Source organism: Kovacikia sp. CALU 1929 (assembly GCF_056784235.1).
The window spans coordinates 15,778-37,668 of record NZ_JBXBCF010000123.1 but is presented as its reverse complement, the minus strand read 5'-3'; the positions used below and the strand labels follow the sequence as shown (position 1 = coordinate 37,668).

Below are 21,891 nucleotides of genomic sequence, written 5' to 3'. Positions count from 1 at the left end.
AATCTATTTGGAGAAATACATGCCCAAGCACTACTTGATTTTTGTCCACGGGATTGGTGAGCGGCAGTCTAACCAGCGATCGCAGGTAGCTCATAAACAGGCAGAACAGGAACAAAGAAATAGTTACACAACCCTGTGGAACAATCTGGCTCAAGCCTATGCTCAAACCAGTAACGGTGCATTTGGTGACAGGTTTGAGCGTATCTACACCGACTGGCATACAGAGCAAATTCATCTCGCTCAAGCAACTATTTATAACAAAGCCTTTCCAGATTTAGCTAAACAAAAAATTTCTCTGTTTCGTCCGTTGCGTAACTTTGCGACGTTTTTTGTAGGAGATGTAATCGCTTATGTATCCGAAGATGTAAATGTGATTCGTCGAACGGTTTGGCAACAGATCTGGCAACAGATTAAGGAGCCACTCAAGCATGAACAAGCGACCTACAGCATCATTTCCCATTCTCTTGGCACAGTCATCATGTTTGATTATCTGTTTAAGTTGCTGAGAGACGATGAACTGTTTGTAACCGAGCTTAACCCTGAAATGGAAATCAGCCTGGAGGACAAGCGCTTACTTAAGGAACGGTTTTGCCACTTTTTTACCCTGGGTTCCCCCATTGGGTTATTTATGCTGCGTCAAGGATCCCTGTGGGATAACAATGATCCATTTAAAGCCGTTTATAATCCAATTCGGGGCAATGGTCATGTCTGGTTAAACTTCTACGATCGCAAAGACCTGATTGCCTACCCTCTACAAAACCTGTTCAACCATAATCCCGAAAATGAAGGCTGTCAGTTAGAAGATAAGCCAGTCTGGGCAGGCTTCACCTCCTTGGGCGCACACACCAACTACTGGAAAAATCGGGAACTTGCCGGAGCGATCGCAAAAACCCTGGTTGAAACGAAACCTCTCTCGGAAGAGCCGGGTGCTAGTACAATCCTGCTACCGGCCTAAGCGCCTGTTAGGTACGCTCAACTGACCAATCGGGACAAAGACGGGACTTGTTTGTGGCTAACCGGAAAAAAGTATCGTCAATTCACGGGCTTTACTAAAGCTTTGTGTACCTGGCGATCGCGCCTACCATGTATCTCCCGGTTACCCCAAACAAATAACCTGGCGGGCTCACATTCCGGTTGAGCGGCTGCGAGTAGCTTTTGCAACATCACCGGGAGCTTTCAGCAGTCCACTCCATCCGGGTTGTTTGCTGCGTTTGTTCTGTTTTGTCTATCGCTCTTCAGTCCCATCTTGAACGCACAGAAAACTTGTGTCCCAATAATTCAGAAAGTTTTTTGCGGCTGCTTGAGCAGCAGCTTCTGCCACTCTTAAAGCCTGCTCAATATCTATACCTGATGTTATCTCAGATCTTACATCCAATTATCAACTCAATTGCCGGCACTATCTAGTGGCAGCCTAGCCACAAAATGAACGCCCAACTCATCACTTTCAGCCCACAGGATGCCCCCTAAATATTCTATCTGCTTCTTGATGAGCGCTAACCCTAAGCCAGTTCCACCCTGCTTCCAATGGTCACTCTTAGGGATGCGATAGAACTTCTCAAAGATGCGCTCTAACTGCTCTTGAGCAATCTGAACCCCACTATTGCTGACCTTTAATTGAAGATGCCCTGCTGATGAGCCAACCTTAACCGTAATCGTTTCTCCATGTGCGGTGTATTTACAGGCATTGGTCATCAATTCCCTGAGGACACGAGTCAAGATGTCGATATCAGAACTAAAGGGTGGGAGTTCATCGGGCAAAAGCACTTGTAAGTGTTGCTGCCGTTCCTGCATCCTGCCTTCAAAGGCTGCTGCAATATTGGATGCCCAGTCAATCACATGAATGGGGGCAATGCTTACCTGAAGCCTTTCTGCCTCCAATCGCTGTAAGTCCAGCAGGTTATTGACGAGTTCAAGCTCCTGATCACACTGTTCACTCAGAATTCCTAAATACCTCTGGAGCTGCTGTTGTTTGGTGTGACCATCTGTGCTCGGAGTCGATACAGGGAGTAGCTGTTCAACCATCAGCTCAACCATCTCGATCGCCATTTTGATACTAGCTAGGGGAGAGCGTAATTCATGGGATACCGTATTGAGAAAGTCATCCTTCATCTGATTCAATAGCTGTTGCTGTACCTCTACCGCCTTCCGTTCGGTGATATCCAGAACGACTCCCACTAAGCGCACCACCTGATGATGGTCATTCAAGATAGGTTTGCCCTTAGCGAGTATCCATCCAGTTGAGCCGTCCGCGCGAATAATCTGGACATCGACCTCATAGGGTTCTGCCTGTTCTAATGCCCTCCTGACACACTCCTTGAGCCTTTGCCCATCTTCAGGCGGGAAGTTTTGCGCCAGGTGCGATTCGTAATCAGGTTCTTGTTGCTCAGGTGTTAGCCCAAAGATTTGAAAAATCTGGCTAGACCAGAAAACTTTATTAGTAGAGATGTCGTATTCCCAACTGCCAATATGGGCAACTTCTTGGGCTTCCATCAAGCGATCGCTGAGGGTTTGTAGTTCCAGTGTGCGCTCAACGACTCGGTGTTCTAATTGGGCATTGAGTTCCTGTAATGTCCGTTGAGTAGTCTGTAGTTCCTCAAGGGCGTTTTTAAGTCTGATAGTGGCAATTCGAGTAACCTGCGTCTCCCGATTGATCAGCCAAAAAAGCATCCCTGCGGTCGCCAGGACATAAAACCAACCTTTTAGAGTTTGGAGTTGGGTCAATGTGTTAGCGGGAGGATAGGTCAGGTAGCTGAGTAGTCGGTCTGAGAAGAAGATCCACAAACATCCAACAATGAGATACACTCCCACCACTTTGGTAGCGATGGGGACTCTCACAGGGGGACGGGGCACAGGAGAAAGACTCATTTTAAATGGCTCTCATTCTGAATGGATGCTTCAGCAAAGGGGCTAATTTACAGCGCTTTTCACAGGGGTAAGACACCAGCCGTTTCAAGGTTAATTGAATTACTTTTAATTAATTCAATTGACCTTTACTGGTGTTTGATTTTAGCTCAAGCAGAGGAGGCTATACACTAGCTCCTGGGCGTGTTGAAGAATGGTTTCCATGACCGTCTTCTAGTTTCTTTTGCTACGCCCTTTCTTTCAGATTTTGTCTCCTTTGGGAACCCTTATTGAGAATGGTGCAAGATCTCAGCTATGCTACCTAACCTCATTAAAACTTAAAAACTCTGTAAACATATTGCAACAAACCTCTACCCAAGAAGTTGAGAGAATCTATGCAAGCCGTGAGAGGCAAGAAGAAACTTCCGATGCCTTTGAGGATACAGCGGTTCTCATGCTGATGTGGTACAGGCTAGTGGTTTGTTATGAGTCCTTAGGCCTTAGTCCTTTGTGGGCGACCAATGACCAATGACCAATGCAAAAACGTACCTCACAAAGCTGAGAATTGCTATAGGACGTTTCATTCTACTTAACGATAGATCTCGGAGGCTGGTATGAAGATTCTCGCAATTGACTTAGGAAAATTCAAGAGCGTCGCTTGTCTGTTCGATACTGAGACCAATCAAGCTGAGTACGAGACGATCGCAATGCAACGAGGTTTGATTGAGGACATGCTGCAACGGAAGCAGTCCCAGAAGGTGGTCATTGAAACCTGTACCAACAGCAATTGGGTTCACGATATCTGCCAGGAGCACGGCTATGAGGTCTTGGTTGCCAACCCAAATCAAGAGGCAGGGCAGTGGCGTAACGTCAAACGCAAGACGGACAAAGATGATGCGCTAAAACTTGCCAAACTCGCTGCCCTTGAGCAAATTACCCCCGTTTATGTTCCAGCCCCTGAGATGCGCCAATACCGATGCTTGGTAAAATACCTCAAAACCCTGGTCTGGCGGATGCGCCAATTCAAATCTGAACATGTAAACAGCATTGACAACTCGGATAGTCAGTTAGAAACAACCTGACACAATTGATTACGGGCTAAATTCGGTGAGCAGTTGAACCGAGCGCAAGACTTCCGGCGAATCCGGCTGGCTGCTGAACAATTGCTTCCACTCCGTATTTTGATTCTCAAAAGCGGTGCGTGCGCCGTAAGCGGCCATATCTGCGTATTCAATAACGAGAATGAGCGAATCTGTATCGGGGCCGGGAACAGCGTTGCGGAACAGACGCACGGACTGAGGCATGACCTCGCTATTGAACTTGGGGCTGGCTGCTTCACCAAGTTTTGCCATGAAGTCATTCATTCTGCCTGACTTTACTTCGTAAGTAAAAATAGCGAACACAGCCATTGAAGATTTCCTTTTCTATCTGACCTTCTGCGAGTGCATTTTAACAAACGCATTCAAGCGGCTGCTAAAAAAGTACGGTCGAAATCAGGTGTACTTTTGCGTTGTAGTTTCAGAGTAGTAAGCGCGACGGCAGAACGGCTAAGTTGAGCGGTGGCTAGTATCCTTTGCATCCCCACCAAGATCTCTCGCCCGTCCGCTCCAACGTGTTGTTAGACCGGGCTTTCGCGACAAGGTTACGACTTCTCTGCCGCTTTCTGCTTCCTTTTTGCGTAGATCCGCAAAAATTGCGTCCAAATCATAGTTGAAGGACTTGGCATACTCTTCACGAATTCGGTGGATCTCCTCGACAATTTCATCTGTCCACATAACCTAAATCTCCCATTAGTTCATTGGGTGTGCAGAGAACAGGTAATACATAGCCGAAATCGAGGCTAATCTCTGCCAACTTTCCCTGAATTTGAGCATTGGCAATATGCTTACAATTCCACGTTAGCAGGTAATCCATGCCGTGGACGGTTGCAGCCGCAATGTGGATTGCGTCAACTCTTGCTTTCGGAGGCAGGTTGCTCCGGGACAGAAGTTGGGCGGCTAAATCTTGTACGTCTTGGTTCAACGCCAATAAGGGAAACTCGCGTAAAATCTCTAGTCGTTGAGCCGCGATCGCGAGATCTCCCTGTGCTACTTCCTCTAGAACTGCCTCCGAAGCGTAAAGGATAAAGGCATTTCGACGAGATTCCCACCAGTCTTTTGTAATCTCGATATTTGCAGCTAGGATCAAGTCCTTGGTTGATCTGGCTGTGAGATAGCCCAAAATACTGGTTTCGATATAGACCGTTTCACTCATATGAATTAGGCTGGTAGCCTTTTCATTTTAGTTCAAACCCGCGTCTATTGGGCTTAGAATCAGCTTACTGAAGCAAGGCAAGTAGTACACATAAAGTTCCCATCAGACAAATAGTAGAATGCAAAGCAATCCAAAGATGTAACGTAGGGACTTTTGCCAAGGAAGGACTCCGTTGCAAATTTTTATCGATTGATTCCTTTTCTATTTCCAATAATTGCGCTTGTGGGCAGAGTTGAGCAATTCGATTTCTGAGAATTACTCATTGTAGCTCTCTGATCTTCTGCTTGCTTGGCTAACATGTACTTAGTTTCATACATTTTTAGTAGCACTTCGACAGCAATTGGTTTATCTGAGTCAGAAGTTTCTTTCATGCTTCAATGCTTCAAAATGTATAATCGTTGCATATTCTTCATGGCGAACTTGCGGCGGTCTAACGTTGCCCATCACCCGCCGCAGGTAGCCTTGAACTTTCAACAGATAGCCTCTCAACGGTCGGTGTGCATTGGGGTTATGCAGCGATCGATTGCTTCAAGCATGAGCATGGTGCGTTCCCAAAAATCTATCAGTGAGTCGCAAGAGTTGCATTCAGGAACGCACCCTACAAGATCGACTGTAGGGATCTAGAACGAAGCAGAAAGATCATCGGTCAGTCCGGTACACGCGGTTGTTATCTCAATCATCGATATTTCGATCTTCGACAATTCTTTGACAAGCGCGTTGAATTGTCTGTCTTAACCAAAGGTTTTCAGGATTCTGGTTGTTGAGTGTGCTCCACACCATTGATATTGACCAAGACGATAAATTAAGTGGAATATCAAACGACTGGAGAGAATAGTGTTGAATAACATGGATTGCCATGCAGGAGGGAATGGCTACTAACAGATCGGAAGACGCGATCGCCGAAGGTAAGGCAAACCAGTAGGGAACCGTAAGAGCGATACGTCGTTTTAACTCTTGCTTGGCCAGAGCTTGGTCGATGATCCCAATATCATCTCGCCGCAAAGTAAACAACGCATGGGGAAAACCGACAAAATTTTCTAGACTCATAACGCCATCCTTCAACGCAGGATGTCCACTACGGGCAATGCCAACAAACTGCTCTGACAGAAGCGTTTGTTGAAGAATATAAGGTGGTAAATTAGCGAACGTACCCACGGCTACATCAAATTTATCATTTTCGATGGAATTGACCAGTAATTCCTTTTCCAGCGGGAGCAACTGTAGATTAACATGCGGGGCTTGATGCCTGAGAATACTTAACAACACTGGCAGAATCATGCTGGCAAAATAATCGGATGTGGCAACGGTGAATGTTTTCTGTGAAGAGTCCGGATCAAAGGTTTGCAAGTCAGCTAATGTGGCTCGGATTGTGTCTAGAGCAGAGATCACCTGTGGAGCGATCGCCACTGCTCTGTCCGTCGGTTTCATGTCTCGCCCCACCCGCACAAATAAGTCATCATTCAAGAGCGATCTCAATCGCCCCAGTGCCGCGCTCATGGCAGGCTGTCCGATGTGGATGCGCTGGGCGGCGAGGGTAACACTTTGATGGATATACAGAGCCTCAAAGGCAACAAGGAGATTGAGATCAACTGCGCCAAGGTCAATCGATTTCATTGATGTCAAAAATCTCTATAATCAATTTGATTTATCCTGATCATGCCACTATCATTACTGCTAAATCAGTTTTTCTAGTTGCAGAAGTGAGAATTCCTATGACTGATAGAAGAAATCAACCGTATCAATTGCCCACTGATTGATTTTGAGGTAGAAACAATGCAATTGCCTGATATCTATGCTGATACCCCTGTTGCTTTGCAGCCTGCCCAGCCCATTGCAACGTTTCCGGTCAATACATTTCTGGAAAATTTGGCGATTCTCCCATCCGGGGATATTTATCTCACCAACCATGAAGTTGGAGAAGTCATCCAGCTAAAACCAGACGGTAACCTTACGGTGTACGTTCAACTGAGCGGGAAGGTCAGCGGCATTGCCTGGATTGAGTCCAATCAGTTCCTTGTCAATGGCTGGAATGCTGATAGCGTCCCCTTTATTGCCGTGCTATCGGATGGTGAGGTGCAGTTCCTCCAAACGCTGCCAGAAGCTCAATTTCTTAATGGCATCACGCCATTGTCTGCTCGCTATTACCTGATGGCCGATTCCTATCGAGGTGCCATCTGGTCGTTTGATGTCGTTACCAAAAGCGTTGAACCCTGGTTGGAGCATCCTCTCCTCGCTCGCAGTGATCAGTCCAGCACATTTCCAGCCGTCAATGGCTTGAAGCGATTTGGCAACAGTCTCTATGCGTCTAATACACAACGGATGTTGCTATTGCGGATTCCGTTGGATAAGAGCCTCCACCCACAGGAGCCAGAGATTTTCATAGAAGGAACAAACATTGACGATTTTGCTTTTGATCGTCACGGCAATCTCTATGGCGCTACCCATGTTTACAACAGTGTGATTCGCATTGACCGTGATCTCGCAGCACAGCCTTTGGCTAATCGCCAAACTACTATCATTGCCCAGGCTGAACAAGGGGTAACGGGCTGCACAGCGGTCGCCTTTCACGGCACAGATTTGTATGTGATCAATAACGGCGGGATGTTCTTACCCCCTGCATCTGGCGTGGAACCCGCACAGGTGCTTCGTTTAGCCGTTGGGGTGAGTGGCGCGCCTTTGTTGAGCGAGGGCTAGAGCTATGCACACCGATCCCCCTGTGACAGTGGAGGTCGTACAGCGGGTCAGAAGGAGCAAGGAGCAAGAATTTGAAGCACTATTAGGGCAGATTATCACCACGGCCAGCACCTTTGAAGGCTATTTAGGTTCATCGGTGTTTCGTCCGAGTCATCAAGACGACAGCGAATACCGCATTGTTTTCAAGTTTGACCACTTAGAAAACTTGAAGCGGTGGGAACATTCCCCTTTGCGCCAGCGGTTCCTGACTCAAGCTCGCAACCTCACAGTGGATACTGGCACATTCTCAATTATCACCGGGTTAGAAACCTGGTTCACGCTGTCCGCAAAGCCGGGAATGTTGCCCCCGCCCCGTTACAAAATGGTGCTGGTTTCTGGCCTTGTCATTTTTGGGATCAATCAGCTTTTTGCGGTTCTTCCCATGGATTGGCTAGCGCAACTACCGTCTGTACTACGCCTACTGATTCTCGTTTTTCTAACCACCACATTGATGACCTACGTGGTGATGCCAAGGCTGACAAAGCTATTGGCGTGGTGGTTGTATCCCAAACATTGAACATTGTAATGACATCAAGGAGAAATCATGATGACTGGCTTGTGCATGATTGTGGGCATGGGCGAAGGCAATGGCATGGCGATCGCTCGTCGATTTGCTCAAGCAGGATTTGTGATTGCCATGCTGGCCCGAAATGAGCAGAAACTGAAGAGCTACCAGTCCACACTACAAGTCGAAGGGATTACGTCTCATTACTTTCTGGCCGATGCCGGAGATGAAGCAGCACTCACGACAGCCTTCACCCACCTTCAAAATCAATTGGGAACCCCAGCCGTGCTGATCTATAACGCAGCCGTGCCCCGGATGAAAAACATCTTACAAACAACCTACAACACACTCGTGAACGACTTTCGAGCCAATGTCGCGGGGGCAATGGTGTGTATTCAAGCGGTCTTGCCAGCCATGCAGCAGCAACAGCGAGGCACAATCTTGCTAACGGGAGGTGGATTTTCTCTCTATCCTCAACCTGATTTTGTGTCGCTTTCCATTGGCAAGGCGGGAATTCGGGTCTTGGCACATACGCTACATGCGGTCCTCAAAGACTCACCGATTAAAGTCGGGACAGTCACTATCTGCGGCACAGTGAATGGAGATGATCCTAAATACAGCAGCGATCGCATTGCCGAAGAGTACTGGAAGCTCCATGCTGCTGAAAATGCAGATTATGAGGTCGTGTATTAGGTAAGTTAGCTAAGCCTCTGAAGATAACTATTAGTAGACGGAATTTTTCCGTCTAAGATCCCAAATTGGGCGGATAGGCAGAATGATTCAGCCTAAGATCCCAAATTACTACTTATGCCGATTATTTCCGCATAATACGCCATTTAAGCTGATTCGCGAGAATCTTTCCGCATAATTCCAGATTCCTTACGGAGACGATCAAATGTATTATTAGATACACAGTACATCTACTTATCTCTATGTAGCCACCTCCTAAGAAATTGCTGGCTCAGGTGCTTCATTATGATCATCCAACCTGAGCCAACGGCAGGCAAAATCGAAAGGTACCGCCTCGTCTCACTTCACTTTCTACCTCAATTCGACCAGACTGAGCCTGACTAATCGCTGGGTCAGTGCCAGCCCAATCCCTGACCCCTCTTGCCTCAGATCCCTCGATCGCGCCTTCGACAAACAGCGAAGAAGCATTTACCCCTGACTTCGTAGGTTAGCGTAGCGTAGCCCATGCTGCCCGATATTGGTATTCTCTGTGATTGAAATTTCCTCAGTTCTTTTTGGGAAATCACCTAAACACGGCGTAGATCCAGGGTTAGCGGGTATTCTGAGCAAATCTGTAAGGGCGGTAAGGACGTTTGTGCAGCGGTGGAGGAATGAATGATGAACCGTTCTTTCATTCGGGATGCGGCTTCTGCCGCTGTCACTGGCAATGCTTCGTAAAATGTCCCACTGGGATGGTTGACATGGTAAGTGCAGGCGGAGATCGCCTGGTTCTGCCAGCGATCGACCACCTCAAATACCAGGGGAGCATGGGGTTCCAGGATGGGATGCATCGGTGTGCCAAACTGCCGTGCCCGGAAGCGTACTGCCCCCACGTATTCCCCTGCCACACCTGTTGATTGCAGCGGGACTGGGCGATGGTTGCACGTCACCGCATAACGGGATGAAGTGCTGGGGAGATTGGAGGAATGACCGATCGCGCCCCGCAGTGTGACCTGAATCCGTTCCATTGAGGAATCGACATAGCGGGCAGTGCCACGGCTGGTGGTTTCTTCCCCCAGAACATTCCAGATTTCGATCGCATGGCGCAACTCCAACCAAACCGATCCCTCGCCCGGAACCTGTGCCGTGATTTCACCATATTTGGGAAAGCGAAATTCCAAAAAGGGCAGAAACCATTCAAACTCAAACGGGAACCCTACCTGGTGCAGATCGGTGATGACTGACTTTAAATCGGTGGCAATGTAGTGAGGCAGTAGAAAGCGATCGTGCAGGGTGGTTCCCCAGCGGATTAAATCACGCATGTAGGGATGTTCCCAGAACCAGGCAATCAACGCCCGAAGGAGTAGCAGTTGTAGCGATCGCAGTTGCTCATGGGGGGGCATTGAGATTGCCCGAAATTCCAGTAAGCCCAACTGCATTCTTAGCTTGTCCACTGGAAACAGCTTGTCAATACAAAACTCAGCCCGGTGGGTATTGCCGGTGACATCAATCAACAGATTTCGCAGGAGGCGATCGACTAATTCAGGAGCGATATCTTGCCCTGGTTGCAGAGCTTGAAACGCCAGTTCCAGTTCATACAGACTTTCATGGCGGGCTTCATCGACCCGAGGCGATTGGCTGGTAGGTCCAACAAACTGGTCAGAAAACAGATAGGAAAGTCCAGGATGGTGCTGCCAGTAGGTAAGCAGGCTGCGGAGTAAATCAGGGCGACGCAGCAAAGGGCTTTGGGGGGTTGTTTGACCGCCAATTGTAATGTGGGCACCTCCTCCCGTACTAAGTCTGCGACCATCAACCGCATACTTTTCAGGACATAAGCGACACTGCCGCGCCTCTTCATAGAGAACCTGGTGGATGGTGACCAGGTCTTCCCAACTTTCGGCAGGATGAATGTTGACCTCAATAACACCGGGATCGGGAGTGATTTGAAACCCCAGGATGCCCTGATTGCCCGGTGGGGTGTAACCCTCAATCCGAACTGGAGTCGTGGTTGCTTCAGCCGTATCTTCAATGGCAGCGATTAAATCGACCAGGCTTGCCGCAGAACTGAGGGGAGGCAGGAAAATGTGAACGGTTCCCTGACGGGCTTCGATGCCCAGGGCAACACGGATGGAGTTGTCGGGAGACTTTTGGGGGGCTTCGACGTGAGCGCTCAGCCGAACGGAGTGGGGTGGGGCGTTCAGGGGGACGATCGCCTCTTCTTCCAGATCATCGGGATGGGCGATCGCTTGCAGTGGGATCCGGTAGCCAATGGCTGAGTCTCCGGCAAACAGCAAGAGCCGTCCATCATTGGCAGAGTCAGCCCATGTCCAGCGGCAGGTACTCCAATGTAGTTGACGATTTCTGAACACCGGCAACAGGGGGAGGATGAATCCGGCAATTTCCTCTGCTTTAGGCTCATAGGCTGGTAGCACCCCGCTGGGACTCACCCCCAAACGGTGGACTAGCGATTGCATGAATTGTTCGGCATCTTTTAAGGTGTGCCCGTAATCCTTGCGATCGTCTGCCATCCACGCCGGATTCCGCCAGATAGGAACCCCATCACTACGCCAGTAGCATCCCAGTGCCCAGCGTGGGAGCGATTCTCCCGGATACCACTTGCCCTGCCCATAGTGCAACAGTCCTCCCCCGTCAGAGAACCGGGCTTGCAGGCGTTTCAGCAACTCTCCTGCCAGCCGCCGTTTGTCCTCACCCAACGCCTCAATTCGCCATTGCGCCGACTCAAAATCATCAACTGAAATAAAAGTTGGCTCTCCTCCCATCGTCAGTCCAACTTCCAGCGCTTGCAGCCGTTGATCGACAGCCTTGCCGATCGCATCAATTCTTAGCCACTGTTCCTCTGTGTAGGGTTGCTTCATCGGGTGTAAGGTTGCTTAATGGAGTGCCTGCCTAACCAAGCTGATGCCCGCAACTGGAGCAAAAGCGATCGTCCTCCTTAACCGCCACGCCACATTGGCTACAGAACCGCCGTGTCGCCGCAGACTGAGGGGCATTAGAACCCATCCGCATTTCCATGTCACCCATGCGCAGTTCCATGGGGTTCATGCCCATCTGCATATCACCCATTTTCATCGGTTCCATCGGTTTCATGGGTTTCATGGGTTTCATGGATTCCATCGGTTTTGCAGGAGGTATGGAAGCGGATGACCCGCTGGAAGCGGTTTGCATTTGCTGAAACCCAGAGCCGGAATGGAAGCCACCCATCATATTGACGCTATAGCCTTGAATCTGGATAAACCGCTCTCCCTCAGCCGTCGTAATTTTAATCACAGCCCCAGTAGCCGTTTGGGTAACCTCCGGAGCGGCTGTCCAACTTCCCGTTTGAAATCCACAGCTTGATTGCTGCTGTTGACCAGGACTGCTGCTAGAAACCGTCACCGTTGTCTGAGTGCTCAGATTATCCAGGTGGATCCGTTGCCCATTGTCCAATTCACACTCGTAAGCCATAAAACCTCCTGTGTCAGGTGGTAGGTGGTAGGTAGTAGGTGCCAGGTGTCAGATTCTGTGAATTGGCAAACCTACTCTCACACTGTTCTTTCAGCGCTTGATTGTAATCAAGATAACCTTGATAGCTCACAGAATAAACACCCCTCCAGGCTAAATAAGGAATGAGTAGCCCAGAGTTTTCGTGTTTCTGGATAAATCGAGTTTGGTGGTCAGCGATCGCTTCAAAAATAAATGAGTGACGTACTGTGAACAGAAAAGGTGCCCCAAAATGCCCCTGCCAGACAAAAAAATCAAGCGGGGCAATCGCTAAAAAGCGAGCAGTAATCCAGTGTTGACCAAACTGTTTCAGGTCTTCTAAAAAATGGATTGTTCTCCCAACTTCAAACTGGGTATGTGCCTCCAGCACAAAAGGATTCCAGTTTGGATATGCCTCAAAGTTGGTAACTTGCTCCCAGACGAGCGATCGTGCCGCATTAATCACCACCTCAGTTGTCCACCCCTGCATCAGGGACATCCGCTGCTGAAGGCTTGAATGATCGAGTGTCATGGGTTAAATCGCAGTAATTATGACAAACGTTAACTCACTGAAATTATAAAGGGAACATCAAGAGTTTCCCAAGATGGAACAATCACTCAATGAAAAAAATCTTTGACTTAGCATCGACCGGGTCAACTGAACTGAAACTGTTTGCAAATTGAAGGAGAAAGAAAATTTTGATGCTAGGTTCACCTGTAATCTCAATCCTGGGCAAGAGCACACTGGCTGCCAGCCTTGCAATTCTCTCTGCTATTCCGGCTTCCGCCAGTGCCTTGCTGCCATCAAAGTCAGAAAATATGGCTGGCAATTTAAAGGTTCAGCCTCAAGCCACAACTCAATCCGTTGCTAATACATTTTCTTCTAATACATTAAACAGTTCAACTCAGTCAGGTTGGCTGATTGCAGGGAGAGACGATGACGATGACGATGACGACGATGATGATGACGATGACGATAAAAAGCAACGAGGTCGTTCAGTCCGAATTGATCTGAACCGGGCTAAAAACCTGGCTCGCCAAGCCGCTGAGGAAGCCAATGGTGGACTGCGGCGGTACCGGGCAGAAAACTCCATGCACGGACCCGCAAACCAGGCACCCTGCGTTGACAATGGCGACTCCTGGACGTTTACTTTCCTGGGGGGACGCCCCGGTTACTCAACCATGACCACTGAAAGTGTGGTCACTGTTTACAAAGCAACCCAGCGAGTCGTGGTTGGTTACAATGGTGCCGTTCGCAGTGCCAGACGAAATAACTGGAAAGGATTATTGAAAGTTGCCCGCCTGGTTAGCCGGGATGCCTTGGTAATGCAATTGGATGTTCTAGATAAACCTGCGACCAATTCTGCGGCAGCCTTCTACGAAGTTTTTGCACGGCGCAATAATAACTGGGTATCCGTCTACCGCACCACCGCAACCCAACTGATCGCAAATTCTGCCGGACGGGTCAACCTGGCACCCGTTGTGATTCCCATTCGGGACTTGCGGCTGGGGAATGTGGATTGGTCAAGACTGGAGTTAAAAACCGTTGCCCATGCGAACTACGGTGGTCAACAGGTCGTTCTTCAGGATGTGGTTCACCGCTATCAGTCGATTACCCAAATCACCAATGTTCAGCAAATTAGCACAATCAACTCAACCACATCGACTTCCACAGCAGGAAGCGTGGTGCAAACCAGTGGCGGGCAAGCAGTGACCCTGGCAAACGGCTTCCGCCTGACATTTCTAGGGGTTTCCTATGGCAGCAGCACCTCGACCTGGCGTTATCAGGTAGAAGAGTTGCCCAGAGCTAGAGATCTGAGCAATTGGGTTTTGGGACTGCCCACCTGTGCCCAAGTGGTCAGTGCCACACCTAAAGGAAAACTGGTCAACCCCGATCCTAATGCCCGCATCAGAGGGATCAAATGGGAACCGGGAGACAGGTTCCGCCAGGGTGAGTTTGCCGTGACCCTCAACCAACGGTTAGCCGTAGGAACCATCGACGTTGCGGCTAAAGGACCGGAAGTTGCCCGTGGAGTCCTGGCTGGACCAAGCTGTAACACTATCTCGGCAGGTCAGTAAGGGAATGGGATGGGTGGAGGCGTGAGGGGGTAGCACCTGACACCTGACACCTGACACCTATCCCCTCCCTACTGACTCCTTCCCGCTTCTGCCCCAGGCTGCTCGACTTCTTGCGGGGGTTCTCCTGGCTTCTGGTCGGTTTCCTGGGGTTGTTCTGTTGCTTTGGGTTCTGGCTGCTCAGGTTGGGGCGCTTCCGGGGGGGGAGTCAGTCTATCCGTGGGGGGTGAGGGTTCTGGCTCCGTGGGAGTAGACGTGGGCGTGGGGGTGGGAGTAGGGGGTTCAGGGGATGGGGTTGGTGTCTCCGTGGGAGTGGGGGTAGGCGTGGGAGTGGGGGTGGGAATGCTAGGAGACGGGGATGGAACGGGGGGGGATGGTGACTGATCGGTCGGTCCCTGATCGGTCTCTGGCACAGAAGGTGATGGAAATAGTTGGGGTCTAAATAAAAGGATTCCTACGGCTAAAGCCGCAGCAAAGCTCAGCAGGGCAATGGGCAATAGTGCCCAACCCAGGTTGTTAGAACTGGAAGAAACGTCTGGGTCTGGTCTGGGACGGGCTGGGCTGGATCTGGCTGGTCTGGACCTGGCTGCATAGGCGGGACTGACTGGGATCGTGGCGCTTCGAGTGGTTGATTTAACGGCACCGGACGGGTGCATCTGCTGGGGATCGGGGAGGAGTCTTAGCCATTCATCCACACTGGCGGGGCGATCGCGGGGTTCCACTGCCATGCCCCAAATGATTGCCTGATTCGTAGCAGCACTCAGGTCAGGGCGTAAATCGAGGGGAGCAACCAGGGGTTGGCGATCGCGCAAAACAGAAGCCACTGGAACCTCAGCCGTTAGCAGGGTGTAAAGGGTGGCAGCTAGCCCGTAAACATCCGTTGCCGGGGTTCTTTTCTCCTGGGGCAAATACTGCTCAATCGGCGCATAACCAGGCGAAACCAAGCCTGTATGGGTTTGGGTTGCACCAGGAGAAAATTCCCGTGCAATCCCAAAGTCAATCAATACAACCTGGTCGGTTCCCTGCCGCAGAATAATATTCTGTGGTTTCACATCGCGGTGGAGCAACCCATTCAGATGCACCACTTTCAAGGCTGCCCCAATCTGCTGAATGTAATGGATGGCGCTTGCTTCCGGTAGAGGGGAATTGGGCAAAACCACCGTATCCAGGGTAGGACCGGGAACATACTCCATCACAATGAAGGGCAGTCCTTCCTCGGTGAAGAAATCCAGCACCCGCACAATATTGGGGTGGATGCATAACGCCAACCGTTTGGCTTCATCCTGAAACTGCCGTTGCGATCGTGCAAAATTAGGATTCAGACGAAACGACTCGTCCAGCGTTTTAATCACGACGGTCTGCGCCAGCGCATGTAGGGAAACCAGGTAAGTGACTCCAAAGCCCCCCCGCCCCAGTTCCTGTTTAACGGTGTACTTCCCGTTCTGTAAATGCCTTCCAACCAGTGTTGCCATGAGAGTGAAGTAACAAGTGAGTTGATCATACAACTTTGGGGAAGGAGGGGAAGGGGGGAGGAGTTGAGAGTTGAGAGTGAAAAGAGTTGTGAGTGAGGGAAGTCAGACGTAGACCTCCGAGGTTTTTGGAAGGTCTGGGAGGTTTTTGGTCATTGGTCATTGGTCATTGGTCGCCCACAAAGGACTAATGACTCATAACAAACCACCAGCCTGTACAGCATCAGCATGAGAACCGCTGTATATAAACTTTCAAGGGTGTCCACCCGTAAAACTCTCAACTCAAAACTTTCAACTCAAAACTTTCAACTCTCAACTCTCCCTTTCTAAAGCTTCCTGTCTCTTGACGTGGATGTCTTTGATGTGTTTCTTAACAGTGTTGGGGCTGATATAAAGCTCTTTGGCAATTTCTTGATAGCTGCTGCCCATGCGGTGTAGAAGCCATACTTCCGCTTGCCGGGGGGTTAGTCCGTATTGCTGAACTTCGGCGATCGCTCGGCTCTGGAGTGACTGGCTGCAATCTTCCATCAGCACAACTACATGGGGACGGTGGGCATCTTCTAAGGGGAGCCAGCGGACTCGCACTCGAAATAGTTCAGACTTGCTCAACGCAATTTCTGACTCAATCATGACTGAGCGATTGGAGTAGAGGCTGAGGCTTTCAATTAACGCCTGACAGACTCGCCAGATTTCTCTCGGAATCCCAGTTTTGCCCTGGTTTAGCTGCTGACAAATGCGGTGAGCGGCATCGTTGATGTAAATTTGCTCACCTTGCGACGTGAGGATCAAAATCCCGTCCAGGAGGCTTTCAAGCACACCTTGCAACAGAACGGAGTTGGGATTGGGAGACAGTTGAAAATGGCTAGATTGAGTAAGCATAAACACACGGGGGCTAAGTAGACGTTTGCAAACTAAGATGTCAGTGTTTTTGTCGTTGCAATGCGCTTCAGGTAGTGATTGGGCGATCGCATCCGCGGGTGGCAAAAACTGAATCCTGACTCGGATAAAGGAATACGGAACCTCAGGCATGGAGGGAAGATGCACATTCATAGATGAACGAAACCGCAACGGTAGCTGGAGTTTTTACCGCAAGTCTGGGGTGTCGATCTCGCCTAGTAGCGGCTAGCGAGACAATGTCATACCGATTTGATTGGAGGATGAGCAGAATCAATCCTTGTTCAATGCGGCAGCATCAAGAATTGATATCAGGGACAGATGCAACCTGATTGATGGCAATTTTTAATCGAGTGGACTACAACTTCGTGTGATGAAGTGGATTGCCGAATCTGGAAACTGGACTGATTGAGTCTTCATTGGGTTTTGCTCAGGGAACTTTGGTCGTTAATGAGTTATCGGACGATCTCACCCGTGTTATGCAAAACAATCAAAAAAATACCCTCAAAATTTCAGAAGACTCTGACATCTTGAGGGCACGCAATGAACATTTAGGTCTCATCTAGATCTATCTCCCAGGAACCAGGGAGTTATGCAGGAAATCACTCCTCGAATTCAGGCAGCGTGCCCAGTTTGCGAATCACCACTTTCACATCCATGCCCAGGTAGTCCCCCGCATTACCGAACCAGGAACCCGCCAGGGGGATGACTTGCCCAGGGTGACGGGCGATCGCCACCCGAATTAAATCAAACCCTGCCGTAATTTGATTGGTTGGGTCATAATTGCGCCAGCCAGCCCCCGGTAAATAGACTTGCAGCCATGCATGGGTTGCCCCAGAGCCAGTCATCCCAATTTCGCCGCCATCCAAAGCGGCATCGTAGAGATAGCCACTGACAAAGCGGCAGGCAAACCCCAACCGCCGTAACGCCTCAATCATCAGCCAGGCATAGTCCCGGCAGGTGCCCGACTGTAGGCGTAAGGTTTCGCCCGGAGACTGGGTTCCCTCTGCCTCCCGTGCTTGATAGGTAAGACTACCCCTGATCGTGTCCATCATTCGTTGCAACACATCGAGAGTATTGTCCTGGTCACCAGCAACAAAGCTTTTTGCCCAGGCAGCCACACTGCCATCGGGATCTTCGGCGTGGGGGCGCATGAACACGGCTAGATCAATCCATTCATCCGGCGTATATTGCACTGGAATTTCTACGGCACGGACATCCAGGGGAAATGCGGCAATCTCCTTAATCCCAAAATGTTCACCCCGAACTCGACAGGTGACGATCAGGGCTTGAGCCGGTTCACTAAATTCGATCGCCGCCACATTGTTGGAGAGGGTGTCCATAATCCAGCGGACTTTGGCAGAGATATTGGTTTCTACCGAGTAACTCAAAATCCGTCCGCCATACCCTGCGCTGGGTAAAAAGATGGCGCGGTGTTCACCAAACGTCACCGGATTGCGATAGCGGTAAGTCGTGATATGTTCAAGGTCGTAAATAACAGTCATTGCGATAATTTCTATTATTTTATGGATAATAGAAATTTTACATCCGAGTCAGTGTCCCCCAAGCAGAAGTTTTACACCCGTTGAGAACTCGGCAACCAAAACCTGGTTTTCTAGGGCGTTGCTGAAAAGCGGGATGAATTGAACCGAAGTTTCAAGCATCCAGCACCTTTTTCCATCCCAGATTCAGCAACGCCGGTTTTCTAGAATGACATAATGACTTTACGGTTGCTGATTGACCTTACGCCAAACTAGAAAGCAGTCCATATGATTCCCTATATTCGGTCTACCGTTCTGCCTTACATTCGGTCTACCATTCTGCCCTCAAAACAGGCTCAACTCCTGATTCAGACCGGGTTGAAGTGGGATCAGGATAATTGCCCCGGCATGGCAGCCGCTCTCTCCTATTACGCGCTTTTTTCCCTATTCCCAATGCTATTGGTGATTCTGAGCATTGTTGGGGCATTGATCAGTCCTGATACGGTTGCATTCAAATCTATTCAGGAAGCCATACAGCGATACTTGCCTCCAGAGGTGCACGACTTGGTCAGAGGAACGGTGGTTGCCCTCAACGAAAACAGCGTTGGTGCTGGAATCATTGGGTTTGGCTTGCTCTTGTTTGCTGCCAGTGCAGTCTTTGCGATTCTCAGAAGTTCCGTTAATCGAATTTGGCGATCGCCCAGTCGAGTTTCTGAAGCGGGTTCGATTTTCAAAATGGCACTGTTCTTTCTATTTAACAAACTTTTTTCGTTTCTGTTAGTGATGGGAATTGCCTTATTGTTGCTAGCGTCATTAATCACCAATATTGTGATCAAAACCATCCTCACACTAGTTGCAAATTTTCAAGAGCTATTCGCATTTATCAAGGTTGACGAACTCCAATTGACAAAAGGGCTTCAAACCGGGTCTTCTTTTTTAATCCTGGCGCTAGCGACGTGTGTTATGTTCAAAATTTTGCCAGCAGTTTATGTGGGCTGGCAGGATGTTTGGTTGAGTGCGCTACTGACGGCATTGTTAGTGGTGGGGCTACAACAACTAGTCAGCAATAGTGTGATTACTATTGGTAGCCACTTTCTCTCCTACGGGGTGATCGGGAGTGTGATGATCCTGATGCTATGGATTTTTCTGATATGCCAGATCTTTCTTCTGGGCTGTGTGCTTTCCTATGTGTATGCCCATCTTTTTGGTAGTCGCCGGAATAGAGCAATGAACGGATCTAATAGGTTGCCCGAATAGTTTCCTGATGTTTTATCCGGCGGGGCATATTGCCAGTAGCACGACCACCGACCGGGCATGGGCTGTGTAAAACTCTTGATCCACCATTGGAGACGAGGTGATCTCACAGAAATCGTCAGGACTGGGCAGGGCAGTATCCACAATGCGGTGCCAGGTTTCGCCGTGACTCAGGGGAGGTAGCTCAAAGCTGAGGGGTTCCCAGTAAGCATTGAAAATAATATGTAGCCGCTCATCATGCTTAGGATGGTGCAGAGTAAAGGCAATGCTGCGAGATCCTTCATTCCAGTCGGGTTCTCCCAGGGTTGTTCCATGCCAGACGATATGGGGACTTTGACTGGCGTAGGTAACCACCAGAATGTGCTCTAGTTGAAAGATTTCTAGAGCCTGACTGAAACCAATTACTCCCTTCGTGAAGCGAAGTAGATCGGCATGTTTTTCGACACAGTCCCAGTCGAACCAACTCAGTTGGCTGTCCTGGCAGTAGGCGTTGTTGTTACCCTGCTGCGATCGCCGCACCTCATCCCCCATCAACAGCATGGGCGTTCCTTGAGACAGAAACAGAATCGTTAGAAAGTTTTTGATCTGTCGCTCGCGTAGTGCTTCTACCTCTGGATCAAGGGTCAACCCTTCAAACCCACAGTTCCAGCTATGGTTATCGTTCATGCCGTCCCGACTATCTTCGCCATTTGCCTCGTTATGCTTGTCGTTGTAAGAAACCAGGTCATTTAATGTAAAACCATCGTGGCAGGTGATGAAGTTAATGCTGTGGTCGGCTCTACGTCCCGGTTTACTGTAAATATCGGGGCTTGCCATGATGCGGGCGGCAACGGGTTTGACCATTCCCCCATCGCCTTTGATGAAACGCCGGACATCATCCCGGAAGGGTCCATTCCACTCGGCAAAGCGATCGCCAACAAAGGAGCCAACCTGATACAACCCACCAGCATCCCACGCCTCAGCAATAATCTTTGTACCAGCTAAGGTGGGGTCGGTATCAATTGCCCACAGTAGATGGGGATCTTTCAGCGGTACCCCATCCGAGTCACGGGAAAGGGCAGATGCCAGGTCAAACCGAAATCCGTCAATGTGCATATCCGAGACCCAGTAGCGCAGGCAATCCAGTACGAAGCGAGCGGCGATCGCATTGGTTTCAAACGTATTGCCGCAGCCGCTAAAGTTGCGATACTGGGATGGATCATCTTCCAGCATGTAATAGTCCTGGTTGCTCAACCCCCGAAACGAAAGGGTGGGTCCATCCTCATTTCCCTCTGCCGTATGGTTAAACACCACATCTAAAATCACCTCAATCCCCGCCCGATGCAGCGCTTTCACCATGTCCCGAAACTCATCCACAGGTCCCAGGGGAGCACGGCGGGAACTATAACCTACATAGGGAGCAAAAAAGGCGATCGTGCTATAGCCCCAATAGTTCTGTAACCCAGGGCGGGCATCATATTGGTCAAAATGGTGAATTGGCATCAGTTCAACCGCTGTCACGCCTAACTCTTTCAGGTAGGGAATTTTTTCGACCAGTCCGGTGAAGGTGCCCCGTTTTTCAGGTTCAACTCCAGAATTAGGGTTGCGGGTAAATCCGCCAACATGCAGTTCATAAATGATGGTGCGGGAATAGGGAATTCTGGGGTGGATGTCTACTTCCCAGTCGTAGGTTGTGGAGTCTACAACTACCCCGCGCAATGCCTTCGGGCAATTATCTCCCGGCAGTCTTGCCGCATCCCGGCTGTAATTTTCCCAATTGGTGACTGCCCGCGCATAGGGATCGAGCAATACCTTATCACTGTTACAGCGCAACCCCTTTTCCGGAGCATAGGTTCCATAGCCCCGATAAGCATAGACCTGACCCGCCCCAATCCCCGGCACAAAGACATGCCAGTACTGGGCAGTTTTGTTTTGCCTGGAGTCCAGTGAAATCACCCGACTGGGGTGCGCTGCATCCGGCTGATCAAACAACAGCAAGTCGATTCCCGTACACTCCCTTGAAAACAAGCAGAAGTTCACCCCCTTATCCCGTACTGTCGCTCCCAAAGGAAAACTTTCACCTGGCAAAATCGTAGACTGCATAGCTTTAAATCGCTCTGGTAGAACGGGAAACGAGAGGACAAGAGAAGTTTGGGTTAAGAGTGTTGAGTTGGGTGGTGCTGAATAGCAGTATGAATTGAAGACTTTCAATTCATACAACTCTCGATTCATACCCAAAATCAGCAACGCCTGAGTT

At 49.6% G+C, this 21,891-nt stretch carries 18 protein-coding genes; 7 read left to right on the top strand and 11 right to left on the bottom strand.

All coding sequences use genetic code 11. The annotated features are described in order from the left end of the window. The first annotated feature begins 19 nt into the window (after nt 1–19). Nucleotides 20–955 (top strand): hypothetical protein, encoded by a 936-nt coding sequence (locus AC1S52_RS33535; protein WP_482033398.1) that lies wholly within the window; start codon nt 20–22, stop codon nt 953–955. Between the two features lie 428 nt (nt 956–1,383). On the opposite strand, the gene AC1S52_RS33530 is transcribed toward AC1S52_RS33535, so the two are convergent. Continuing rightward, nucleotides 1,384–2,865: a PAS domain-containing sensor histidine kinase gene (locus tag AC1S52_RS33530; protein WP_482033397.1), complete on the bottom strand. Its 1,482-nt coding sequence runs from the start codon at nt 2,863–2,865 to the stop codon at nt 1,384–1,386. Between the two features lie 590 nt (nt 2,866–3,455). On the opposite strand from AC1S52_RS33530, the gene AC1S52_RS33525 reads away from it, so the two are divergent. Next, complete coding sequence (locus tag AC1S52_RS33525; RefSeq protein WP_482033396.1) at nt 3,456–3,923, top strand: IS110 family transposase; 468 nt, start codon at nt 3,456–3,458, stop codon at nt 3,921–3,923. Nucleotides 3,924–3,932: 9 nt separating this feature from the next. Here the strand turns inward: AC1S52_RS33525 and AC1S52_RS33520 are convergent, their stop codons facing one another. The 3 genes from AC1S52_RS33520 to AC1S52_RS33510 all read right to left on the bottom strand — a co-directional run bounded on the left by AC1S52_RS33520 (nt 3,933) and on the right by AC1S52_RS33510 (nt 6,708). Beyond that, nucleotides 3,933–4,250, bottom strand: a complete 318-nt coding sequence (locus tag AC1S52_RS33520; protein WP_482033395.1) for a hypothetical protein — start codon at nt 4,248–4,250, stop codon at nt 3,933–3,935. A gap of 352 nt (nt 4,251–4,602) precedes the next feature. Then, the gene (locus AC1S52_RS33515; RefSeq protein ID WP_482033394.1) at nt 4,603–5,094 is read right to left on the bottom strand and encodes a type II toxin-antitoxin system VapC family toxin; all 492 of its coding nucleotides are present in this window, start codon (nt 5,092–5,094) and stop codon (nt 4,603–4,605) included. A gap of 672 nt (nt 5,095–5,766) precedes the next feature. Next, nucleotides 5,767–6,708, bottom strand: coding sequence for a LysR family transcriptional regulator (locus AC1S52_RS33510; protein ID WP_482033393.1), 942 nt, complete (start codon nt 6,706–6,708; stop codon nt 5,767–5,769). A 159-nt stretch (nt 6,709–6,867) separates the two neighbouring features. On the opposite strand from AC1S52_RS33510, the gene AC1S52_RS33505 reads away from it, so the two are divergent. The 3 genes from AC1S52_RS33505 to AC1S52_RS33495 are packed head-to-tail and all read left to right on the top strand — an operon-like array spanning nt 6,868 to nt 9,025. After that, a complete protein-coding gene (locus AC1S52_RS33505) occupies nt 6,868–7,788 on the top strand; it encodes an SMP-30/gluconolactonase/LRE family protein (RefSeq protein ID WP_482033392.1) in 921 nt (306 codons plus the stop codon). Nucleotides 7,789–7,792: 4 nt separating this feature from the next. Beyond that, nucleotides 7,793–8,344: an antibiotic biosynthesis monooxygenase gene (locus AC1S52_RS33500; RefSeq protein ID WP_482033391.1), complete on the top strand. Its 552-nt coding sequence runs from the start codon at nt 7,793–7,795 to the stop codon at nt 8,342–8,344. Nucleotides 8,345–8,371: 27 nt separating this feature from the next. Then, on the top strand, nt 8,372–9,025 hold the full coding sequence (locus AC1S52_RS33495) for an SDR family NAD(P)-dependent oxidoreductase (protein WP_482033390.1): 654 nt from the start codon (nt 8,372–8,374) through the stop codon (nt 9,023–9,025). 563 nt (nt 9,026–9,588) lie between these two features. Here AC1S52_RS33495 and AC1S52_RS33490 read toward each other — a convergent pair. The 3 genes from AC1S52_RS33490 to AC1S52_RS33480 are packed head-to-tail and all read right to left on the bottom strand — an operon-like array spanning nt 9,589 to nt 13,013. Beyond that, nucleotides 9,589–11,877: a transglutaminase family protein gene (locus AC1S52_RS33490; RefSeq protein ID WP_482033389.1), complete on the bottom strand. Its 2,289-nt coding sequence runs from the start codon at nt 11,875–11,877 to the stop codon at nt 9,589–9,591. Nucleotides 11,878–11,908: 31 nt separating this feature from the next. Further along, nucleotides 11,909–12,466 carry a zinc ribbon domain-containing protein gene (locus tag AC1S52_RS33485; protein WP_482033388.1) on the bottom strand — a complete coding sequence of 186 codons (558 nt, stop codon included), beginning with the start codon at nt 12,464–12,466 and terminating at the stop codon, nt 11,909–11,911. Between the two features lie 13 nt (nt 12,467–12,479). Continuing rightward, nucleotides 12,480–13,013: an SRPBCC domain-containing protein gene (locus AC1S52_RS33480; protein ID WP_482033387.1), complete on the bottom strand. Its 534-nt coding sequence runs from the start codon at nt 13,011–13,013 to the stop codon at nt 12,480–12,482. A 170-nt stretch (nt 13,014–13,183) separates the two neighbouring features. Between AC1S52_RS33480 and AC1S52_RS33475 the strand changes: the two genes are divergently transcribed. Next, complete coding sequence (locus AC1S52_RS33475; protein WP_482033386.1) at nt 13,184–14,560, top strand: hypothetical protein; 1,377 nt, start codon at nt 13,184–13,186, stop codon at nt 14,558–14,560. A gap of 68 nt (nt 14,561–14,628) precedes the next feature. Here the strand turns inward: AC1S52_RS33475 and AC1S52_RS33470 are convergent, their stop codons facing one another. From AC1S52_RS33470 to AC1S52_RS33460, 3 genes are all read right to left on the bottom strand, one after another. Then, the gene (locus AC1S52_RS33470) at nt 14,629–16,029 is read right to left on the bottom strand and encodes a serine/threonine protein kinase (RefSeq protein WP_482033385.1); all 1,401 of its coding nucleotides are present in this window, start codon (nt 16,027–16,029) and stop codon (nt 14,629–14,631) included. A gap of 309 nt (nt 16,030–16,338) precedes the next feature. Continuing rightward, the gene (locus AC1S52_RS33465) at nt 16,339–17,055 is read right to left on the bottom strand and encodes a helix-turn-helix transcriptional regulator (protein ID WP_482033384.1); all 717 of its coding nucleotides are present in this window, start codon (nt 17,053–17,055) and stop codon (nt 16,339–16,341) included. 467 nt (nt 17,056–17,522) lie between these two features. Continuing rightward, nucleotides 17,523–18,425, bottom strand: coding sequence for a transglutaminase family protein (locus tag AC1S52_RS33460; protein ID WP_482033383.1), 903 nt, complete (start codon nt 18,423–18,425; stop codon nt 17,523–17,525). A gap of 264 nt (nt 18,426–18,689) precedes the next feature. Between AC1S52_RS33460 and AC1S52_RS33455 the strand changes: the two genes are divergently transcribed. Then, nucleotides 18,690–19,658, top strand: a complete 969-nt coding sequence (locus tag AC1S52_RS33455) for a YihY/virulence factor BrkB family protein (protein WP_482033382.1) — start codon at nt 18,690–18,692, stop codon at nt 19,656–19,658. A 12-nt stretch (nt 19,659–19,670) separates the two neighbouring features. Here the strand turns inward: AC1S52_RS33455 and glgX are convergent, their stop codons facing one another. Then, complete coding sequence (glgX, locus tag AC1S52_RS33450) at nt 19,671–21,737, bottom strand: glycogen debranching protein GlgX (protein ID WP_482033381.1); 2,067 nt, start codon at nt 21,735–21,737, stop codon at nt 19,671–19,673. Between the last annotated feature and the right edge of the window lie 154 nt (nt 21,738–21,891).

What these genes read in the sequence shown, in the direction of transcription:
- AC1S52_RS33535 (WP_482033398.1), top strand. Translation starts at nt 20, where the DNA reads ATGCCCAAGCACTACTTGATTTTTGTCCACGGGATTGGTGAGCGGCAG.
- AC1S52_RS33530 (WP_482033397.1), bottom strand. Translation starts at nt 2,865, where the DNA reads ATGAGTCTTTCTCCTGTGCCCCGTCCCCCTGTGAGAGTCCCCATCGCT.
- AC1S52_RS33525 (WP_482033396.1), top strand. Translation starts at nt 3,456, where the DNA reads ATGAAGATTCTCGCAATTGACTTAGGAAAATTCAAGAGCGTCGCTTGT.
- AC1S52_RS33520 (WP_482033395.1), bottom strand. Translation starts at nt 4,250, where the DNA reads ATGGCTGTGTTCGCTATTTTTACTTACGAAGTAAAGTCAGGCAGAATG.
- AC1S52_RS33515 (WP_482033394.1), bottom strand. Translation starts at nt 5,094, where the DNA reads ATGAGTGAAACGGTCTATATCGAAACCAGTATTTTGGGCTATCTCACA.
- AC1S52_RS33510 (WP_482033393.1), bottom strand. Translation starts at nt 6,708, where the DNA reads ATGAAATCGATTGACCTTGGCGCAGTTGATCTCAATCTCCTTGTTGCC.
- AC1S52_RS33505 (WP_482033392.1), top strand. Translation starts at nt 6,868, where the DNA reads ATGCAATTGCCTGATATCTATGCTGATACCCCTGTTGCTTTGCAGCCT.
- AC1S52_RS33500 (WP_482033391.1), top strand. Translation starts at nt 7,793, where the DNA reads ATGCACACCGATCCCCCTGTGACAGTGGAGGTCGTACAGCGGGTCAGA.
- AC1S52_RS33495 (WP_482033390.1), top strand. Translation starts at nt 8,372, where the DNA reads ATGATGACTGGCTTGTGCATGATTGTGGGCATGGGCGAAGGCAATGGC.
- AC1S52_RS33490 (WP_482033389.1), bottom strand. Translation starts at nt 11,877, where the DNA reads ATGAAGCAACCCTACACAGAGGAACAGTGGCTAAGAATTGATGCGATC.
- AC1S52_RS33485 (WP_482033388.1), bottom strand. Translation starts at nt 12,466, where the DNA reads ATGGCTTACGAGTGTGAATTGGACAATGGGCAACGGATCCACCTGGAT.
- AC1S52_RS33480 (WP_482033387.1), bottom strand. Translation starts at nt 13,013, where the DNA reads ATGACACTCGATCATTCAAGCCTTCAGCAGCGGATGTCCCTGATGCAG.
- AC1S52_RS33475 (WP_482033386.1), top strand. Translation starts at nt 13,184, where the DNA reads ATGCTAGGTTCACCTGTAATCTCAATCCTGGGCAAGAGCACACTGGCT.
- AC1S52_RS33470 (WP_482033385.1), bottom strand. Translation starts at nt 16,029, where the DNA reads ATGGCAACACTGGTTGGAAGGCATTTACAGAACGGGAAGTACACCGTT.
- AC1S52_RS33465 (WP_482033384.1), bottom strand. Translation starts at nt 17,055, where the DNA reads ATGCCTGAGGTTCCGTATTCCTTTATCCGAGTCAGGATTCAGTTTTTG.
- AC1S52_RS33460 (WP_482033383.1), bottom strand. Translation starts at nt 18,425, where the DNA reads ATGACTGTTATTTACGACCTTGAACATATCACGACTTACCGCTATCGC.
- AC1S52_RS33455 (WP_482033382.1), top strand. Translation starts at nt 18,690, where the DNA reads ATGATTCCCTATATTCGGTCTACCGTTCTGCCTTACATTCGGTCTACC.
- glgX (WP_482033381.1), bottom strand. Translation starts at nt 21,737, where the DNA reads ATGCAGTCTACGATTTTGCCAGGTGAAAGTTTTCCTTTGGGAGCGACA.